The sequence below is a fragment of the Flavobacterium omnivorum genome (assembly GCF_900099915.1).
In the GTDB taxonomy this organism is placed as follows: domain Bacteria; phylum Bacteroidota; class Bacteroidia; order Flavobacteriales; family Flavobacteriaceae; genus Flavobacterium; species Flavobacterium omnivorum.
The window spans coordinates 134,027-152,961 of record NZ_FNDB01000001.1; the positions used below are offsets into that span (position 1 = coordinate 134,027).

Consider the following 18,935-nt stretch of genomic DNA (forward strand, 5'->3'; position numbering starts at 1 on the left):
TTATTTGAAATAATTTAAAATTTAAAATTCAACATTTAAAATTTCAAAAAAAGATGTTTAAAAAAATATTAATTGCAAATAGAGGGGAAATTGCGTTACGCGTAATTAGAACTTGCAAGGAGATGGGTATAAAAACGGTAGCCGTTTATTCTACTGCTGATGCTGAAAGTTTACATGTAAAGTTTGCTGACGAAGCAGTTTGTATTGGGCCGCCTCCAAGCAACTTGTCCTATTTGAAGATGTCAAACATAATTGCAGCTGCTGAAATTACAAATGCAGATGCAATACATCCAGGGTATGGATTCCTTTCTGAAAATTCGAAGTTTTCAAAAATTTGTCAAGAACATGGTATCAAATTCATTGGAGCTTCTCCTGAGATGATTGATAGAATGGGAGATAAAGCCTCTGCAAAATCGACAATGATTGAAGCAGGTGTTCCTTGTGTACCAGGTTCAGTGGGAATTTTAGAATCTTATGACCAGGCCTTGCAATTATCAAGAGATTTTGGTTATCCAGTAATGCTTAAAGCTACTGCTGGTGGCGGTGGAAAAGGAATGCGTGCCGTTTGGAAAGAGGAAGATTTATTAAAAGCCTGGGAAGGTGCACGTCAGGAATCTGCAGCTGCTTTTGGTAATGACGGAATGTATTTGGAAAAATTAATTGAAGAGCCTCGCCACATTGAAATTCAGGTTATAGGCGATTCATATGGAAAAGCATGTCACCTTTCTGAGCGAGACTGTTCCGTGCAGAGGCGTCACCAAAAATTGACTGAAGAAACACCTTCGCCATTTATGACCGATAAATTGCGGGCTGAAATGGGTGCTGCAGCTGTAAAAGCAGCAGAATATATCAAGTATGAAGGTGCAGGAACTGTAGAGTTCTTAGTAGATAAACATCGTAATTTCTACTTTATGGAGATGAATACTCGTATTCAAGTAGAACATCCTATTACAGAACAAGTTATTGATTATGATTTAATTCGTGAACAAATTCTTGTTGCTGCCGGCGTAGCGATATCAGGTAAGAATTACTTACCACAATTGCATGCGATAGAATGCCGTATCAATGCGGAAGATCCTTATAATGATTTTCGTCCATCTCCAGGGAAAATCACTACCCTTCACATGCCAGGAGGGCACGGTGTTCGTTTAGATACGCACGTGTATTCAGGATATACGATTCCTCCTAATTATGATTCTATGATTGCTAAATTGATTACAACTGCGCAAACTCGTGAGGAAGCAATTAGCAAAATGAGAAGAGCTTTAGATGAATTTGTTATCGAGGGAATCAAAACAACGATTCCTTTTCACAGACAGTTAATGGATGATCCGCGTTATATTGCGGGTGATTATACAACGGCATTTATGGATACTTTCAAAATGAATGATCCAGAATAGAAATACTAAACTTATATTTTTAAAACCTTGCAGCGATGCAAGGTTTTTTTTTTGGATCGAATTTTTTCAGAACAAGCAGCAAGGCGTGTAAATAATACACAGGATACTCACAAAATTGCCCAATTGCCCCGTTTACAAAGTTTGTATTTTTTTATAAAACATTGTTTTTAAGATATTTATGAAGATGGTGGGTTGTATTGTAAAAGTGGTATGATTATTCTATTACCATTAGCAACAAAAACAAATAAACAATCTATAAAACATACATTATGAAAAAGTTAATCTTATCCGCAGCCATTATTTTAGGAAGTGTATCTACTTACGCAATCACAGTGCCTAGTACAGTTGGAGTAGTACAAACAACTACCATTCAAGAAGAATATATTGAAGTTAAATTAGGGGAAGTTCCTGTGGCAATTATGGAGGCATTAAAAGGAGCCTATCCAAAAACAGTTTTAGACAAAGCGTATATCAATGCAGCCAAAGAATATAAGTTAGAGGTTACCATGGATGGAAAAAAAGGGAATTTGTTTGCGGACGAGAATGGGAAATGGATTAAGAAATAGGCATTAAAAAATAACAATAAAACAAATATTATGAAAAAGTTAATCTTATCAGCAGCAATCGTTTTAGGAAGTATATCAACTTATGCAGCAATAGTTCCAAATACAATCCAAGTAGTTAAAACAACAACTACTCAAGAAGAATATACCGAAGTTAAATTAGAGGAAGTTCCTGCGGCAATTATAGAGGCATTAAAAGGAGCCTATTCAAAAACAGTTTTAGACAAAGCGTATATCAATGCAGCCAAAGAGTATAAGTTAGAGGTTACCATGGATGGAAAAAAAGGGAATTTGTTTGCCGACGAGAATGGGAAATGGATTCAGAAATAAGCAATTAAAAATAACAATAAAACAAATATTATGAAAAAATTAATCTTATCAGCAGCAATCGTTTTAGGAAGTATATCAACTTATGCAGCAATAGTTCCAAATACAATCCAAGTAGTTAAAACAACAACTACTCAAGAAGAATATACCGAAGTTAAATTAGAGGAAGTTCCAGTAGCGATTATGGATGCGTTGAAAGGGTCCTATCCTAATGCAATTTTAGATAAAGCCTACATCAATGCAAAAAAAGAATATAAACTGGATGTCACAATAGGCGACAAGAAAGGCAATCTGTTTGCTGATGAAAGCGGAAAATGGATTCAAAAATAGATTTTTAAAATAATACTATATCAAAATACAAGTACCATGAAAAAATTAATTTTATCAGCAGCCCTAATTATGGGAAGTTTATCTACGTATGCGGTAACAGCTCCATTGCAAAATCCACAAAATCAATCAATACTTGTTCAAGAACGATATGTAGTAGTAGAGACTGTTCCTGATGCTGTGAAAGCAGCTCTTGAAACGGCCCATCCAGGAGCAATTCTAGAAAAAGCATACATTAATGAAAAGAAAGAATACAAATTAGAAATTACAGTTGGAGACCAGAAAGCTACTGTTTACGCGGATGCTGAAGGGAACTGGATAAATAAATAATTGGGGAATTTTTTTATTTTTTAAAAAGAGGGATTGTTTTTGACAATCTCTCTTTTTTTTGCAAAAAATTAGGAGAATATAATTTAAATAATTTTATTTTAGCATTAAAGTTAAAATGTGATGGCTAAAATTTTATTGATTGAGGATGACGTGGCGTTTTGCAAGTTATTAGAAAAATTTCTAATAAAAAAAACCTTTGAGGTTACAACGGCATTTTCTGCTGCGGAAGCAAAATCTAACATAAAAAGTACTGAATTTGATCTTATTATTACAGATTTAAGGCTTCCTGATTACGACGGAATTACACTGATGTCCGAAATCAAAATGACTCACCCTAGTATCCCTATACTTTTAATGACAGGTTATGCTGATGTGAGTACAGCCGTTAAAGCTATAAAAAACGGTGCGGCAGATTATATATCAAAACCTTTTAACCCAGAAGAAGTCTTACTGGTTATTAATAATGCTTTACAAATAACGGATGATAAAGGACCACTTAAAACGAGCTTCTTTGTAAAAAGCGAAAAGAAAGAGGTAAAAATCAATCCAAATAAATTTGTAAAGGGTATCTCTAAAGCTTCTCTAAAGCTTGCGGAACACATCCAATTAGTCAGTCCAACTACTATGTCTGTTTTGATTATTGGTGAAAGTGGGACCGGAAAAGAAGTCATCGCTAAAAGCATTCACGAAAATAGCTCCAGAAAAAATACTAATTTCATTGCGGTTGACTGTGGTTCGATTCCAAAAGAATTGGCCTCAAGTGAGTTCTTTGGTCATATAAAAGGTTCTTTTACAGGAGCTATACAAGATAAAATTGGTTTCTTTGAAGCAGCAAATGGAGGAACTATTTTTCTGGATGAAATAGGAAATCTCTCTTATGAGAATCAAATCCAGCTTTTGCGTGCCCTGCAAGAAAGAAAAATCAAACCCGTTGGTAGTAATAAAGAAATAGAGGTAGATATCCGGATTATTACCGCAACAAATGAAGATTTGCGAGAAGCAGTTAAAAAAGGTGATTTTAGGGAAGATCTATACCATAGAATTAATGAATTCTCCATTCATTCTCCATCATTAGTGGAAAGAGAAGAGGATTTGATGTTGTTTTCCGATTTTTTTCTGGAAAAATCAAATTTGGAATTGAATAAAAACATTATCGGATTTTCTCCTGAAGTGATGGCTATTTTTCAAAATTACAAATGGCCTGGAAACCTTAGGGAACTTCAAAACTGTATCAAAAGAGCCACGTTATTGTCACAAGGGGATTTCATTGAAAAAGCAGTATTACCAATCGAGTTTTTTCTAAATGAGGAGAAAAAAACTACGGTATTTTCGTTGTCGGAAAATGAAAAAGAAACAATATTAGAGACTTTACATAGAACCAATAACAATAAAACGGAGGCTGCAAAATTGCTCAAAATCAACCGAAAAACTTTGTATAATAAATTAAAATTATATGGTATTAATTAATTTATTTCCTTTTCCAACCGTATAAAAAGAACCGATATTTTATTTTTTAAATCCCGAACTGCACGATTGATTTCTGATGATTCCGTGTCTTTTAGTTCTAATTGGTCTAAAATATTGCTGATATCGAAAGCTTCTATTTGCTTAAACATCGGATTCATTTTATGAGTAATATTTTTAATTAGGGTATAATTGTTATCTAACGCGGCTTGCTCTAACAACTCTAAATTCTCTCTTGAGCTCGTCATAAATACTTTTAAAACTTCTTTTAAAGCTTCCTTTTCATTCGGTAAAAATGCTTTTAGTACTTTTAGCGAATACAGTTTATCACCATTTTTAGAATTATTATTTTTAGCTGGAATGATAGGAATCTCGCTCTTGTTAAAAATGGCGTTTATAGTTTTTAGCATCACTTTTGGTGAAAAGGGTTTTCGGATTACGGGTGCAAATCCTGCTCTTTTATAATCTTCTAAACTTAAATCTTGTCTTCCGGTTACTGCAATTACTGCTTGGTTCTTATAATTTAATTTAAGTGTGTTTTGTAATTCCTTCATAAAGATGAAACCGTCCATATTGGGCATTTGTATATCAGTAATAACGAAGTCAAATGCATTATTTTCTATCCAAATAAGTGCTTCAGGTGCATTGTTAAATGGGAAAACACTATAATGATGCTGTCTTAGGACTTCAGTTGTTAGCTGTAATAAACTTTGATCATCATCAATAATAATGGCAATGAGCTTCTTTTTTGAGGTGTCAAATAGAAGCTTTTTCTCTAATAAAGTGTTGTCATAGCACAATGGAATTTGGATTTCAAAAACACTTCCTTTACCCAATACACTTTTTACTTTTAAAGTTCCCCCCAGGATTGTTGTCATTTTTTTGGATATGGTAAGTCCCAAACCAGTTCCACCATATTTTTTTTCTATTTTATCATCAGCTTGCGTAAATTCTTCAAAAATCAGTTGCTGATTTTTTTCTGCAATACCAATCCCTGAATCTTCAATTTGAATAGTTATTTTATTAGTTTCAAAATTTGCTTTGACTTCAACTTTTATGAATCCTTTTTCCGTGAATTTAAATGCATTCCCTATGACATTAGACAAAATTTGTCTCAGTCGAAAAGGATCACCAACAATTCTTTGCTGCAAAGTTGGGTCTATATCAAGGAGTAGCTGTATTGGTTTTTGCGGATAAACGGATTGAATGCTTTTGCCGACTTCATTTATGATATCAGGTAAGGAAAAAGGGATTTTTTCAATGGTAATTTTACCTGCTTCAATTTGAGTAAAATCCAACAAGTCTTGTACCAACTTGGAGATATAGTCGGAGGATCCCTTGATGTTTTTTGTAAAATACAGTTGCTTGGTGTTTAAATCTGAATTGCTCAGCAGTTCTGTATAGCCAATAATAGTGCTTAATGGTGTTTTTAAATCATGGCTTACTGTCGAAATAAGTTGTTCCCTACTAGTTAGTAATTTTCTAGCTTTCAAACTAGCAGTCTCTAATTGTTTCTTGTATGATTGCGTTTTAGAAAAGTCATTCAAAATTAAAATTAGAAAAAATAATGTCAGCAGCAATCCAATTATTGCCGCGGTAGTAACAATTTGATTCGTTTTTTTTAAAGATGCTTCTCGTCCTAAATAAATCTGGGTTGTGTTTAAGATAATTTCTCTCTCTATAATTCCAAGGACTTTCCTCAATTGATCCGAGATTGAAAGTTCATTTTGAAGTAATTTATTTTCCTCAAGATTCAATAACTTTTTCTTATTTGCAGTCTCTTTCTGTACTTGATTCAGCAAGATTTTTGAAACCGATATAATAGAATCAGATGCTTTTTTACTTAATGTGTTTGTGCTGTCGTCCGGGATATTTTGATTTAAATAGGCAACATATTTCTGGAGTACGTTCCGCTCATAATTGCCCATCGTTGCAGGGCTTTTTACAAAGTCTTCTAATTGAAGTTTCCGCATTGAAGACTCCATTTTAGTTAAATCGGAGATGGCATTGCTGACTGCAGCTTCATCTTCGGTTTTATTTTTTATAGCTTTTAATTGCTGAATATTCTGAATTTTTTTGGATAATAATACCTGTACGCTATCCAGTAATTTGATTTGATATGAAGTAGAAACTACTGCTTTCAAGGAATCAATGTTAACTTTCAGTATTATAGTCTTTGCTACATAATCTTTGAAATCTTTTTCAGATTCTGACTGAATGGCGATTCGGGCCATGCTCTCCGTTTCGTACAAATCGTACAATACATTACTTACCTTGAGAATAGAACTGTTTTTCTCCGTAAATCGGTTTTCGTTTTTAGAAAAGCTTTTGTTTTCAGAATATAAAAACCAAGCGACACTTCCAAAAAGAAGCACCAGAACTAGGTAGCTTATAAAAACTTTTATAGGAATGTAACTTTTTTTATTTTCCATGTTTCAAAGATAAAAATAAGAGTAGGCTTTAAAGTTAAGATATTCAAAAAAGTGTTATTTCTACAAAAAAACCGCACTAGAAATGCGGTTTGAAGTTTTCGTAAAATAGGTATTACAAGGTCTCTTTCAGCCATTTAAAAAATTCACCTTGCCAAACTTGAGCGTTTTGTGGTTTTAACACCCAGTGATTTTCTTCTGGAAAATACAGAAATCGGCTTTTTAAGCCAAGCAATTGAGCTGCTTGGAAAGCTTCTTGTCCTTGTCCTACTGGCACCCGAAAATCTTTGCCGCCTTGAATAATTAAAATAGGCTTATTCCATTTTTCTACTAAAGTCATTGGGTTGAACGTCGTATAGGTTTTTTGGGCTGCCGCATTGTCTTTCTCCCAATACGCGCCACCAAAATCCCAATTGCTAAAGAAAACTTCTTCGGTTGTCCCAAACATACTTTGAGTATTAAATACGCCATCATGGGCAATAAAGGTTTTGAAACGGTTTTTGTGAATTCCGGCTAGATAGAAAACAGAATATCCACCATAACTAGCACCAATGCAGCCCAAACGGCCTGTATCAACATATTTTTCCTCCGCCACTGCATCTATTGCTGATAAGTAATCGTCCATAACTTGTCCGCCCCAGTCTTTACTAATTTGCTCGTTCCATTCCACACCATGACCGGGCATTCCGCGGCGGTTTGGAGCTACGACGATATACCCATTAGCGGCCATCAATTGTAAATTCCATCGGTAGGAATAAAATTGTGTTAAGGCAGATTGTGGCCCACCTTGACAATATAAAAGAGTTGGATATTTTTTTGTGGCATCAAAATTTGGTGGAAGAACCACCCAAACCAACATTTTTTTACCGTCGGTTGTCGTCACGTAGCGTTTTTCAGTTTTGCTTAATGCCAAAGAATTATACGTTGCAGTGTTGACATTAGAAAGTTGTTTCCAAGAATTTTTCTTTAGATTATAAGAAAAAATTTCCGCCGCATGATTCATGTCGGTTCTTGTTAAAATGATGTTATTATCTGAAAAACCTACTAAATCAGTGACGTCAAAATCGCCAGTAGTGATTTGGCGAACAGTGATCATAATTTTAGTTTCACCCGGGAAATTAACTTCAAATAACTGTTTTGTACCATCAATTGGCGCTACAAAATATACTTTTTTTCCATAAGCGCTCCACATAAAATTATCTACGGTTCCGTCCCAATTAGCCGTTAAATTCATATTTATTCCTTTGAAACTCACGATTAGGTCGTTTTTATCGGCTTCATAACCGTCTTGTTTCATTCGCAACCAAGTCAAATTCCCTGTTGGAGAAAATTGTGGAGCAGTGTCATATCCCAAGTTTTCCTCGGTTCTATTGATGGTTTTTCCTGTTTCCAGATTGTATTCGAAGATATTAGTGTTTGTAGAAACTGCATAATTGGTTCCTGCTTTTTTCTTGCTTACATAAAGGATACTCTTGCTGTCTGGTGTCCAAATATAATCTTCGTCTCCACCAAAAGGTTTTTGTGGACTGTCAAAATTTTCGCCCTTTAGAATGTCAATTCCTACGGCACCGTCTTTGTTTTCTTTGTAAAAAACATGATTGAATTTCCCTTCATTCCAAGTGTCCCAATGGCGGTAATTCAATCCATCATAGATTTGAACATCTGATTTTTCCAGTTCCGGATAGAAATCTTTTCCTAAAACTTTTTCTATTTTCACCTCTTCATTGTAAACAAGATATTTCCCGTCAAGTGAAATGTTTTTATCTTTGAGTAGGTCTTTAGTATCTTTTACCTCGGTTGGATTGCCTCCAATTACAGGTAAAGTGTAGAACTTAGTTTCTGATTTATTTGCCGCAACAGATGGGGTGGTTACTTTATAAACTACATTTTTTCCATCCTTAGAAATGCCTAGTGGAGTCACTCTTCCTAGTTTCCAAAGCAGCTCTGGTGTCATTACATTTTGTGCCATAACGGTTAAACTCATCATAAATAAGGGTATAAATAGTATTTTTTTCATTTTAGTAATTGATTTTTTACGAGTGATAAAATTAGCCAATTTAATCTAATGTTTTTTTGTTTTTAACACTTGCTTTTTAGCCCCGATAGCAGTGAAAATCCTTTTATTTTTTTCTTTAAAAAATAAAATATTGAAACGGATAGCGGGATTAGCTCCAAAAAATTATTATTTTTATGAAAAATATTTGAATATGGATTTGAGCTATTGGGAGTTGAAAAACTGGTTTACTGATGTAGATTATACTATCGTAGGAAGCGGAATTGTTGGTCTACACGCTGCTTTACGCTTGCGCGAAAGATTCCCCCAAAGTAAAATTCTAGTCTTGGAAAAAGGAATGTTGCCACAAGGCGCCAGTACTAAAAATGCTGGATTCGCTTGTTTTGGAAGTCTTTCGGAAATTATAGACGATTTAAAATCCCATGCAGTGGAGGAAGTGGTAAATCTGGTTCATAAACGATGGAAAGGTTTGCAATTGCTGCGAAATAGGCTTGGTGATGACAGTATAGATTTTAAGCCGTATGGCGGATATGAGTTATTTTTAAAAGATGATGAAAGCAGTTACGAAGATTGTCTTCGAAAATTACCATTTATCAATGAAATTTTAAGACCCCTTTTTAAAGCTGATGTTTTTGCCAAAGAAGTAGGTCGTTTTGGGTTTAATGGCATACAAGAATATTTAGTTTTCAATCCATTTGAAGCCCAGATTGATACTGGAAATATGATGCAGGCGTTGTTAAAACAAGCAGTTGCTGAAAATATTTTAATTTTAAACCAACAAACAGTCACCTCCTATTTAGATAAAGGCAATAGTGTTGAAGTCGCTCTGGGTGATTTTAGTTACACTTCCAAGAAAATACTTTTTGCGACGAATGGCTTTGCAAATGAATTAACTAATGGTGCAGTTAAGCCTGCAAGAGCACAGGTTTTAATCACAGAGCCGATTAAGAATTTAGATATACGTGGAACATTTCATTTAGATCGAGGGTATTATTATTTTAGAAATATTGGGGATCGGATTTTATTGGGTGGAGGAAGAAACCTAGATTTTGAGACGGAAAACACGACCGCATTTGGACAAACAGAAATCGTCCAAAAAAAATTGGAAGAGTTATTAAAAGAAGTAATTTTGCCAAATCAGGATTTTCAAATTGCACACCGTTGGAGTGGAATCATGGGTATTGGCAACAGTAAAAACCCCATTGTTTCACAACTATCTGATTCGGTATATTGTGGTGTGCGATTGGGCGGAATGGGCGTGGCAATAGGTAGTTTAATTGGAACAGAATTAGCAGATTTAGTATAATGGCAACAAAAATAACAGCAAAAAAATCAAGACAACCCGTTAAAAAAGAACCTATTTCTTTTATGAGTAAACTAACCCGTTTTTTATTCAAAGTCTTGATTTGGTTCTTTGGACTTTCTTTATTTTTTGTCGTGTTTTTTAAATTTGTTCCAGTTTTGTTTACGCCATTAATGGTGATTCGGGCAATTGAAAATAAGGTTGCGGGGAAAGAAGTTTTTTTTAGCCACGACTGGGAACCAATTGAAAATATTTCCATGAATCTTCAAAAAGCTGTAATCGCCAGTGAAGATGGGACTTTCTTGAAGCACAATGGCTTTGATTTTGTTGCGATGCAAAAAGCGTATAAAAGTAACGAACGAGGGCGAAGAATAAAAGGAGGAAGTACCATATCGCAGCAAACCGCTAAGAATGTATTTCTCTGGCAAGGTAGAAGTTATTTGAGAAAAGGCCTTGAGGCTTATTTCACTGTTTTGATAGAAATTATTTGGGGTAAAGAACGCATTATGGAAGTGTACTTGAACAGCATCGAAATGGGAAATGGGGTGTATGGAGCGCAAGCAGCTGCAGAACATTGGTACAGAAAAGGAGCTTCCAGCCTCACTCCGATGCAGGCAGCTGGAATCGCAGCAATTTTACCCAATCCACGAAAATACTCGGCAACTAGTTCTTCCTCCTACATCAACCGACGAAAAGATAAAATTGTTCGCGTGATGCGTCAAGTAGGGAAAATAGACTATTCAAAATAGTTTTTCTTACCTCAGAAACACAATCAAACAATTTCAAAAAATAAAAAACCGTAAACTCTTAATTAAAAGATTTTACGGTTTTTGTTTGTGGAGAATACCGGATTCGAACCGGTCACCTTCCCGAACGCTTTCGGGACACTCTATTCAGATGATTCTTTTGATATTAAAAATTCAATATATTTTCTACTTTTCTTCTTTTTGATTTCCATTTCTCTTTGTACAGCCAATGAGCGTGAATCAAAACTTTCAAAATAAACCATTATACAATCTTTAGCCACTTTTGTGTAAGCACTTCTGCTATTTAAATGGTCATTAAGTCTATTTTTAATATTTTTACAGGAACCAGTGTAATATTTGTCTAAAGTATTAGAGAAAATGATATAAGTATAAAACATAGGCTTTAAAATAAAAAAGCCTCACATTGCTGTAAGGCTTGATTTTACTGGTGGAGAATATCGGATTCGAACCGATCACCTCTTGCCTGCCAGGCAAGCACTCTAGCCAAATGAGCTAATCCCCCGAACTTGACAGCAAAGATAGCATATAAATTTCTCAAAATGCAAATTTCAAAAATACAAATCTATTCTGTTTGAAAAAAAGTCAAATGCTCCGTTACTTTTTCTAACTTTACATCAAAATCCCCAGCATGGTATCAGAAAACCCAACAGGCTCGCTCTTCACAACATTCGATAATAAAATTGCAACGGTAACTTTTGGTCATCCAGCAAGTAATTCTTTTCCGAGAGAATTACTAGACAGACTCACAGCCGAGTTTCATAATTTAAGTGCTAACCCCACTATTACACTTATTGTGATTCAAAGTGAAGGAACAGGAGCTTTTTGTGCGGGAGCCTCCTTTGATGAACTTTTGTCGGTTTCTAACGAAGGAGAAGGAACCCAATTTTTTTCTGGATTCGCCCATTTAATTAATGCTATGCGATCTTGTTCTAAACTTATTGTTGGCCGTATTCAAGGAAAGGCAGTGGGAGGCGGTGTAGGAATTGCTTGTGCTTGCGATTATACTTTGGCTACAAAAAATGCTTCAATAAAACTGTCTGAATTAGCAATTGGTATTGGTCCCTTTGTCATAGAACCTGTAGTCTCAAGAAAAATTGGTAAGACAGCGATGTCCGAAATGACTTTGGCAGCAGAAGAATGGAAATCAGCAGACTGGGCCGTCGCCAAAGGATTATATGCTAGTACTTTTGAATCTATTGAGGCTCTTGATATTGCCATTACTAATTTCAGTGCTAAATTGTCCAGTTATAACCCAGATGCTTTAATCGAAATGAAGAACGTGTTGTGGGATGGAACCCAAGATTGGGAGGCACTTTTGGTGGAACGAGCTGCAATTTCTGGAAGACTAGTGTTATCTGATTTTACTAAAAAAGCATTATTACAATTCAAAAAATAATTTATCATGAAAGTTCTAACGCTTGTACAACAAGTAAATATTGAAGAAAAATTTAAAAATGCTACAGACAATAGTTACCAAATTGGTATTATTATTGGATCTTTTATTCCTTTCGTTGTTTTAATTGGTCTAGCCTATTGGATGTATACTAGTGCAAAAAAAAGAGACAAAGAACTTTAATTATTTACTAAATTTGCATCAAAATTAAAATCTAATGAGCAATATCAGAATTACAAAACAATTTAGTTTCGAAACTGGACATGCCTTATATGGTTATGACGGCAAATGTAAAAATGTTCACGGACATAGTTATAAATTATCAGTAACCGTAATTGGATCTCCAATTACAGATCGTTCCAATGTAAAATATGGAATGGTAATTGACTTCACGGATTTAAAGAAGATTGTAAAAGAAGAAATTGTAGATCAGTTTGACCATGCGACTGTTTTCAACGCAACTACTCCGCACATCGAATTGGCAAATGAATTAATGACCCGCGGACATCATGTTATATTGGTAGATTACCAACCAACAAGCGAAAATATGGTAGTCGATTTTTCTCAAAGAATCATCAATAGATTACCACAAGGAATCACTCTTTTTTCCCTAAAATTACAGGAAACTGAATCTTCTTTTGCAGAATGGTTTGCCTGTGATAATGTGAAATCCATACTGTAACTTCATGCAATTACCCCATAACAAAAAAATATATTTCGCCTCCGATCAGCATTTTGGCGCACCAACACCCGAACTGAGTTTTCCGAGAGAACAAAAATTCGTAGCTTGGCTCGACGAGATAAAAGGCAATGCAGAAGCTATTTTTCTGTTGGGCGATTTATTTGATTTTTGGTTCGAATACAAAACCGTAGTCCCCAAAGGTTTTATTCGAGTTCTTGGCAAACTTGCTGAAATCAGAGACAGTGGAATCCCCATTTATTTCTTTGTAGGAAATCACGATTTATGGATGGAAGATTACTTTCAGAAAGAATTAAATATTCCGGTGTTTCATGACAATCAGGAATACACTTTTGGAGATAAAACATTCCTTATTGGCCATGGCGACGGAAAAGGTCCAGGTGATTTAGGATACAAACGCATGAAAAAGGTATTTACCAATCCGTTTTTTAAATGGCTTTTTAGATGGATTCATCCGGACATCGGCGTGAAACTGGCGCAATACCTTTCCGTAAAAAACAAACTCATTTCTGGCGATGAAGATGTGACCTTTCTTGGAGAGGACAATGAATGGCTCATTCTTTATTCTAAAAGAAAACTAGAAACCAAACACTACAATTACCTTATTTTTGGACACCGCCATTTGCCTATGAAAGTAACCGTGGGAGAAAATGCCGAGTATGTAAATCTGGGTGACTGGATTACGTATTTTACATACGGAGTTTTTGATGGGAAGAATTTCGAGATTAAAAAGTATTAAAATCATCGTAAAAATTAAATTATGAAAACTGAAAATAAAGTATCTAAATTCTTTTTTTTACTAGGATCAATATTGCTGTTAATGGGGCTGTTATCTGTAGACTTAGGTGATTTTTCATTTGAAGTCAATAAAGGACCATATAGAAATATCATCCTTGGAGCTTTATTTTTAATGATTTTCTTGTACAAAGTTTACAAAGAGAAAAATACCAATCAGATTAAAGAGTAGTTAGTTGAACAAACTCCACACAATTATACTTTCTAATTTGTTATGCTGGAAGCTTCTTTCAAGGGAGGTGAGAGTATTTCCTTTGTGTTTATAAAAAAAAGGTTAAATGATAATTAGCAAGTCCCTAATTCATCCCCTCTCCATACAAATAATCATCCAATTTTATTTTAAACAAAGTACCTTCCACCAAGTCTTTTACGGCATCTAATTCTTCCATGGAAACGGCCAAATCAATTTGGGAACAAGGTGTTTTTAGTAAAAATTTTTGGCATTTGTTCTTCAGTTCACAATCATCACAACATTTGTTTTGGATATAGCTGTCTTCAATACAGCGCTTAAATAGTTGCAGTTCCTGTTTGGTAAAATAAAAACCCATTTCTCTAAAAACCAGTTGGACTTTGTCCAATACTACATCATTGTCTTTTCTCCAGTAAAAAGCAGTGCCTAAATTGTTATGATATATTTGTTTTATTTCTTGCATGTGTCATCAATTTGAAACAAATATAAGTATTATTTATATTTGTTCTAAATAATAAGACATAAAAAAGACATAAAAAAAGTCGGTAAGTAATCTTGAGATTAATTTATCGAAAGATAATAAGAAGTGTTTTTTCTAAAAAAAACTATTTATTATTCGATCTTTTCGTGTTCCTCCACATCTTTTTGTAAGTCCAGTTTTCTAAAAGTGGGCGATACAGCACCAGTAAGAAATACTGTAATCAATGTCATGCTTCCGCCAAAGACCACTGCGCTAACAGTTCCCATCAGCTTTGCCGTTAAGCCGCTTTCAAAAGCACCTAATTCATTAGAGGAACCCACAAATATAGAATTCACAGCCGCAACTCGGCCTCGCATGTGATCGGGAGTTTTAAGCTGCAAAATAGTTTGCCGTATCACCACCGAAATCCCATCAAAAACACCGCTAAAAAATAAGGCTGCAACGGACAACCAAAAAATAGACGAAAGCCCAAAAACGATAATACAAATCCCAAACGCAAAAATGGCCGATAACAGCTTCATACCCGCATTTTTAGTAAAGGGAATGTATGCGGAAATTATCAGCATCAAAAAAGCGCCAACAGCCGGAGCAGCTCTCAAGACACCAAATCCCTGCGGGCCTACTTTTAAAATATCCTGAGCAAAAATGGGCAACAACGCAACGGCTCCTCCAAAAAGAACGGCAATCATATCCAGTGATAAAGCGCCTAAAATCGTCTTATTATTGAACACAAATTTCACACCTTCTTTCAAACTTTCCATAATGGGTTCCCCAATTTTTGGATTCAAAATAGGTTTTGTTGCTATTTGGGTTAAGGCAGTTAAAGCAAGAAGAGAACATACTAAAACAATGGACATGGACCAATGAACGCCAATCCAATTGATGGAAAAACCTGCTACTGCAGGACCTAAAACCGAACTTATTTGCCAAACCGAACTGCTCCAAGTGGCAGCATTGGGATATAATTTTTTAGGAACAATCAACGCTAAAAGAGAAAATATCGTCGGGCCAAGAAAAGCACGTACCAATCCTCCTAAAAACACGAAAAAGTAAATGGAATATAAAATAGTTTCGGTAGAAAAGTCTTTAATGAAAGGGGGCCAAGTAAATAAAAACAATCCCAAACTAATGATTGAAAACCCTAAAATACATTTAAAAAGTAATCCTTTTTTCTCTTTTTGATCCACAATGTGGCCAGCAAATAAAGCCATCGAAATCGCTGGAATGACTTCCATTAATCCGATGATTCCTAATGATAACGGATTTTTGGTCAAACTGTATACTTCCCATTCAATGACAATAAACTGCATCGACCAGCCAAAAACCATTGCAAAACGCAATAACAAAAAAATATTAAATTCTTTGTAACGCAGTGCCGAATAAGGATCGTTTCTTTTCATTACAAATAAATCATTCTTTAATATCTCGCAATCGCAATTGCAAACTAAATTTGCCTTTCCATTCGTTTTCATCAATGCAATAGACCGCTTGAAAAGGTTTTTGATGCGTAGTCAGTTCGATTTTGTTTCCCAAATTAAAACCAATTGCAGCAAGACCTTCGGAATTGTTTTGTTTGATAAAAAGTTTTAAGTGTTCCTCTTCTTGTCCTAGAGGTTTTCCATAACCGGTGTCTTTGATGTTTTTGGTCAGGAAAATTGGAGTCATATTTTGTGGTCCGTACGGTTCAAATTGTTTCAGAATCCGAATTAATTTTGGTGTAATATCAGCAAAATCAATTTCGGCATCAACCGCAATTTCGGGTGTCAACATGTCCGGATGAATAGTTCTTTCAACTTCTTTTTCGAAAGCATCTTTGAAGATTTGGTAATTTTCTTCTTTTAACGTCATTCCCGCAGCATACATGTGACCTCCAAATTGCTCCAAATGCTCGGTACACGCCTCGAGTGCATTGTACACATCAAATCCTTTCACGGAACGTGCCGATGCAGCATATTTATCACCACTTTTGGTAAAAACTAGGGTTGGACGGTAATAGGTTTCAATCAATCTGGAAGCAACAATTCCAATCACGCCTTTATGCCAGTCTTCTTGAAAAACGACGGAAGTAAAACGTTCTTTCTCGTTGTTTTCCTCAATTTGTTTTAATGCTTCTTTGGTGATTAATTTGTCTAAATCCTTTCGCTCCGAGTTATACGCCTCGATTTCTGAAGCAAATTGTTGGGCTTGCTCAAAATCAAATTCGGTTAATAATTCTACCGCATGATTGCCGTGTTTGATGCGTCCTGCCGCGTTTATTCTGGGCGCAATGATGAAGACAACATCGGTAATATCTAAGGTTTGTTTTTTTATTTGGTGAATAATGGCTTTAATTCCCGGTCTTGGATCAGTATTGATGACTTGTAATCCAAAGTAAGCTAATACTCGATTTTCTCCAGTCATTGGTACAATATCAGCAGCAATAGCAGCCGAAACTAAATCCAGATACGGAATCAAATCATCAATAGTTTCATTTCGGTTTTGGCCCAAAGCCTGAATTAATTTGAAACCAATTCCACAACCGCACAATTCATCATAAGGATACGTACAGTCATCCCTTTTTGGATCGAGAACGGCAACGGCTTCGGGTAAGAATTCTCCAGGTCTATGATGGTCACAAATGATAAAATCGATATTTCGTGCTTTGGCGTAGCCCACATGATCAATGGATTTTATGCCACAATCTAATGCAATAATGAGTGAAAATCCATTGTCGTCAGCAAAGTCAATACCTTTGAATGAAATACCATAACCTTCTCCATAACGATCGGGGATGTACGTTGCCACATTTGGGTAGTAGGTTTTCAAATAGGAGGAAACAAGGGAGACCGCTGTTGTTCCGTCCACATCATAATCGCCAAAGACAAGAATGTTTTCCTCATTTTCAATCGCTTTCTCGATTCGTTCGACTGCTTTATCCATGTCTTTCATGAGATATGGATCGTGTAAATGGTCTAAGGAAGGGCGAAAAAATGCCTTAGCTTCATCGAAAGTTTCAATGCCGCGTTGGACTAATAAAGTGGCTACAAAATCTTCTACATTCAACGCTGTCGCTAAATGCTGTACAGTTTCTTCTGAAGGTTTTGGTTTGAGTGTCCAACGCATATTATTTTTGGTTTAGGGATTTAAAAAAGATTTTTTTTATTGAATCGATTGCGGGCGGCCATCTATTAAAAGATAAGATCTTTTTGAAAATGATTTAGAATAATTAATATAAGAAGCCAAAGAGCCAAATAGGAATGATATTCCCAACTCCAATCTCAATATTGTCCTTAGCAAGGTAACTGTTTTTTACGTTGTGAATTTGTACTTGGGTTTTGTTTTTTCCTCCAATTTCAAAAGTGTATTTTTCATTGATCAAAAAATCGCCGTGATCTGCTAAATGTATTGTAGCTAAATTTTTGAATTGATTTACAAAAAAAGTCTCTCTTAAATTACCCACATTGGTATTATTTTTTGCGAGTGCAAACATCAAATTAGTATTGTTTAAGAATAGTTTCTCGGGTTTTGTCAATACGCCAATTCCTTTAGTAGGGCGGTACAATTCGTTTACTAATCCCGCTCTTTCTAATTGTTTTATAGCTTGAATCAGCACTGCTCTGGAAGCGCCAATTCTTTCGCTTAATTTAGTGATATTTGGTGTAAAAGGCGCGCTTGTTGCTATGGCAAATAAGAGCTTTTTGAGTTTCATAATCAAATCATAACTGATGTGGTCTACAGCATTAATGTCAACTTCAATTATTAAATTAATGGTGTTTATTAATTTTTGATGGTATAACTTACTGTTTTCCTTGTAATATGGATACGCGCCTATTTCGAGGTATTTAATAAATAACGGGATTGGTTTTATGCGTTGCAAAAGTGAATTTGAAATTTCAGTATGATTTTCTAATAGATCTTCTAACGTATGCGATTTCAAAACTAGACCCGTTTCGAAAACAATAAATTCTCTAAAAGACATTTCTTTTAAATCATAACTGACAGCACGTCTGCTCAAATCAGATTCAGATTTATATATTTCTAACATTGATGATGAGGTGAATATTACTTTCAAGTCGGGAACATCATCATAAATTAGCTTTAACTCTCTCGACCAGTTGGGGTATTTATGAACTTCGTCTAAAAGGAGATGACTGCCTCCCATTTTAGAGAAATCTTTAGCCAAATCTATTAAAGTATTTTCAATGAAAAATAAATGGTCTAAACTCACAAATAAACTTGTTTTGAGGTTCAGATGTTGCTTTGCGTATTGCAATAACAAGGTAGTCTTGCCGGAACCTCTTGCTCCTTTTATAGCAACCAACTGGTTGTTCCAATCAATTTCTTTCATCAAGTACCGCTGAAAGTCTAAAGAGGTTCTAATAATTTTCTGTTGAAATTCCAGCAATAGATTTTCCATTTTGTTTGTTTTAGACAACAAATATACTCAAAAATGTAATGCATAAGTAACGTTTT

At 35.1% G+C, this 18,935-nt stretch carries 20 protein-coding genes and 1 tRNA gene; 13 read left to right on the top strand and 8 right to left on the bottom strand.

What is annotated here, in order from left to right:
• Positions 1–53 precede the first annotated feature (53 nt).
• The 6 genes from accC (at position 54) to BLS90_RS00645 (ending at position 4,414) form a co-directional block, all read left to right on the top strand.
• Positions 54–1,400 (top strand): acetyl-CoA carboxylase biotin carboxylase subunit, encoded by a 1,347-nt coding sequence (accC, locus tag BLS90_RS00620; RefSeq protein WP_073355552.1) that lies wholly within the window; start codon positions 54–56, stop codon positions 1,398–1,400.
• A gap of 269 nt (positions 1,401–1,669) precedes the next feature.
• Positions 1,670–1,966 carry a hypothetical protein gene (locus tag BLS90_RS00625; RefSeq protein ID WP_091253788.1) on the top strand — a complete coding sequence of 99 codons (297 nt, stop codon included), beginning with the start codon at positions 1,670–1,672 and terminating at the stop codon, positions 1,964–1,966.
• 30 nt (positions 1,967–1,996) lie between these two features.
• Complete coding sequence (locus BLS90_RS00630) at positions 1,997–2,293, top strand: hypothetical protein (protein WP_091253791.1); 297 nt, start codon at positions 1,997–1,999, stop codon at positions 2,291–2,293.
• Between the two features lie 30 nt (positions 2,294–2,323).
• Positions 2,324–2,620 (top strand): hypothetical protein, encoded by a 297-nt coding sequence (locus BLS90_RS00635; protein WP_091253794.1) that lies wholly within the window; start codon positions 2,324–2,326, stop codon positions 2,618–2,620.
• Between the two features lie 36 nt (positions 2,621–2,656).
• On the top strand, positions 2,657–2,947 hold the full coding sequence (locus BLS90_RS00640; RefSeq protein WP_091253797.1) for a hypothetical protein: 291 nt from the start codon (positions 2,657–2,659) through the stop codon (positions 2,945–2,947).
• 120 nt (positions 2,948–3,067) lie between these two features.
• Positions 3,068–4,414 (top strand): sigma-54-dependent transcriptional regulator, encoded by a 1,347-nt coding sequence (locus BLS90_RS00645; protein ID WP_091253800.1) that lies wholly within the window; start codon positions 3,068–3,070, stop codon positions 4,412–4,414.
• Here the strand turns inward: BLS90_RS00645 and BLS90_RS00650 are convergent.
• Both BLS90_RS00650 and BLS90_RS00655 read right to left on the bottom strand, forming a co-directional pair.
• Positions 4,411–6,843 (bottom strand): hybrid sensor histidine kinase/response regulator, encoded by a 2,433-nt coding sequence (locus BLS90_RS00650; protein WP_091253803.1) that lies wholly within the window; start codon positions 6,841–6,843, stop codon positions 4,411–4,413. The genes BLS90_RS00645 and BLS90_RS00650 overlap by 4 nt on opposite strands.
• 112 nt (positions 6,844–6,955) lie before the next feature.
• On the bottom strand, positions 6,956–8,857 hold the full coding sequence (locus BLS90_RS00655) for a S9 family peptidase (protein ID WP_091253805.1): 1,902 nt from the start codon (positions 8,855–8,857) through the stop codon (positions 6,956–6,958).
• 190 nt (positions 8,858–9,047) lie between these two features.
• Here BLS90_RS00655 and BLS90_RS00660 point away from each other — a divergent pair, with 190 nt between their 5' ends.
• The gene (locus BLS90_RS00660; protein ID WP_091254597.1) at positions 9,048–10,160 is read left to right on the top strand and encodes an NAD(P)/FAD-dependent oxidoreductase; all 1,113 of its coding nucleotides are present in this window, start codon (positions 9,048–9,050) and stop codon (positions 10,158–10,160) included.
• Positions 10,160–10,906: a monofunctional biosynthetic peptidoglycan transglycosylase gene (gene mtgA / locus BLS90_RS00665; RefSeq protein WP_091253808.1), complete on the top strand. Its 747-nt coding sequence runs from the start codon at positions 10,160–10,162 to the stop codon at positions 10,904–10,906. The genes BLS90_RS00660 and mtgA overlap by 1 nt, the downstream gene beginning before the upstream one ends.
• Before the next feature lie 140 nt (positions 10,907–11,046).
• Here the strand turns inward: mtgA and BLS90_RS00670 are convergent, their stop codons facing one another.
• Positions 11,047–11,301: a GIY-YIG nuclease family protein gene (locus BLS90_RS00670; RefSeq protein WP_091253811.1), complete on the bottom strand. Its 255-nt coding sequence runs from the start codon at positions 11,299–11,301 to the stop codon at positions 11,047–11,049.
• A 48-nt stretch (positions 11,302–11,349) separates the two neighbouring features.
• Positions 11,350–11,426: transfer RNA gene (locus BLS90_RS00675), tRNA-Ala, on the bottom strand.
• Between the two features lie 126 nt (positions 11,427–11,552).
• Between BLS90_RS00675 and BLS90_RS00680 the strand changes: the two genes are divergently transcribed.
• Genes BLS90_RS00680 through BLS90_RS00695 form a run of 5 tightly spaced genes read left to right on the top strand, consistent with a single transcriptional unit; the run spans position 11,553 to position 13,984 of the window.
• Positions 11,553–12,320 carry an enoyl-CoA hydratase/isomerase family protein gene (locus tag BLS90_RS00680; RefSeq protein WP_091253815.1) on the top strand — a complete coding sequence of 256 codons (768 nt, stop codon included), beginning with the start codon at positions 11,553–11,555 and terminating at the stop codon, positions 12,318–12,320.
• A gap of 6 nt (positions 12,321–12,326) precedes the next feature.
• Positions 12,327–12,500: a hypothetical protein gene (locus BLS90_RS16725; protein WP_175455406.1), complete on the top strand. Its 174-nt coding sequence runs from the start codon at positions 12,327–12,329 to the stop codon at positions 12,498–12,500.
• A 34-nt stretch (positions 12,501–12,534) separates the two neighbouring features.
• A complete protein-coding gene (locus BLS90_RS00685; RefSeq protein ID WP_091253818.1) occupies positions 12,535–12,999 on the top strand; it encodes a 6-pyruvoyl trahydropterin synthase family protein in 465 nt (154 codons plus the stop codon).
• A 4-nt stretch (positions 13,000–13,003) separates the two neighbouring features.
• Positions 13,004–13,756 carry a UDP-2,3-diacylglucosamine diphosphatase gene (locus BLS90_RS00690; protein ID WP_091253822.1) on the top strand — a complete coding sequence of 251 codons (753 nt, stop codon included), beginning with the start codon at positions 13,004–13,006 and terminating at the stop codon, positions 13,754–13,756.
• A gap of 21 nt (positions 13,757–13,777) precedes the next feature.
• Positions 13,778–13,984: a hypothetical protein gene (locus BLS90_RS00695; RefSeq protein ID WP_091253826.1), complete on the top strand. Its 207-nt coding sequence runs from the start codon at positions 13,778–13,780 to the stop codon at positions 13,982–13,984.
• 124 nt (positions 13,985–14,108) lie between these two features.
• On the opposite strand, the gene BLS90_RS00700 is transcribed toward BLS90_RS00695, so the two are convergent.
• The 4 genes from BLS90_RS00700 to BLS90_RS00715 all read right to left on the bottom strand — a co-directional run bounded on the left by BLS90_RS00700 (position 14,109) and on the right by BLS90_RS00715 (position 18,879).
• Positions 14,109–14,465 (bottom strand): hypothetical protein, encoded by a 357-nt coding sequence (locus tag BLS90_RS00700; protein WP_091253829.1) that lies wholly within the window; start codon positions 14,463–14,465, stop codon positions 14,109–14,111.
• 149 nt (positions 14,466–14,614) lie between these two features.
• A complete protein-coding gene (locus BLS90_RS00705; RefSeq protein ID WP_091254601.1) occupies positions 14,615–15,883 on the bottom strand; it encodes an MFS transporter in 1,269 nt (422 codons plus the stop codon).
• 10 nt (positions 15,884–15,893) lie between these two features.
• On the bottom strand, positions 15,894–17,585 hold the full coding sequence (recJ, locus tag BLS90_RS00710; RefSeq protein WP_091253832.1) for a single-stranded-DNA-specific exonuclease RecJ: 1,692 nt from the start codon (positions 17,583–17,585) through the stop codon (positions 15,894–15,896).
• Between the two features lie 103 nt (positions 17,586–17,688).
• Entirely contained in the window at positions 17,689–18,879 is a 1,191-nt protein-coding gene (locus BLS90_RS00715) for an ATP-binding protein (RefSeq protein ID WP_091253835.1), read from the bottom strand.
• Between the last annotated feature and the right edge of the window lie 56 nt (positions 18,880–18,935).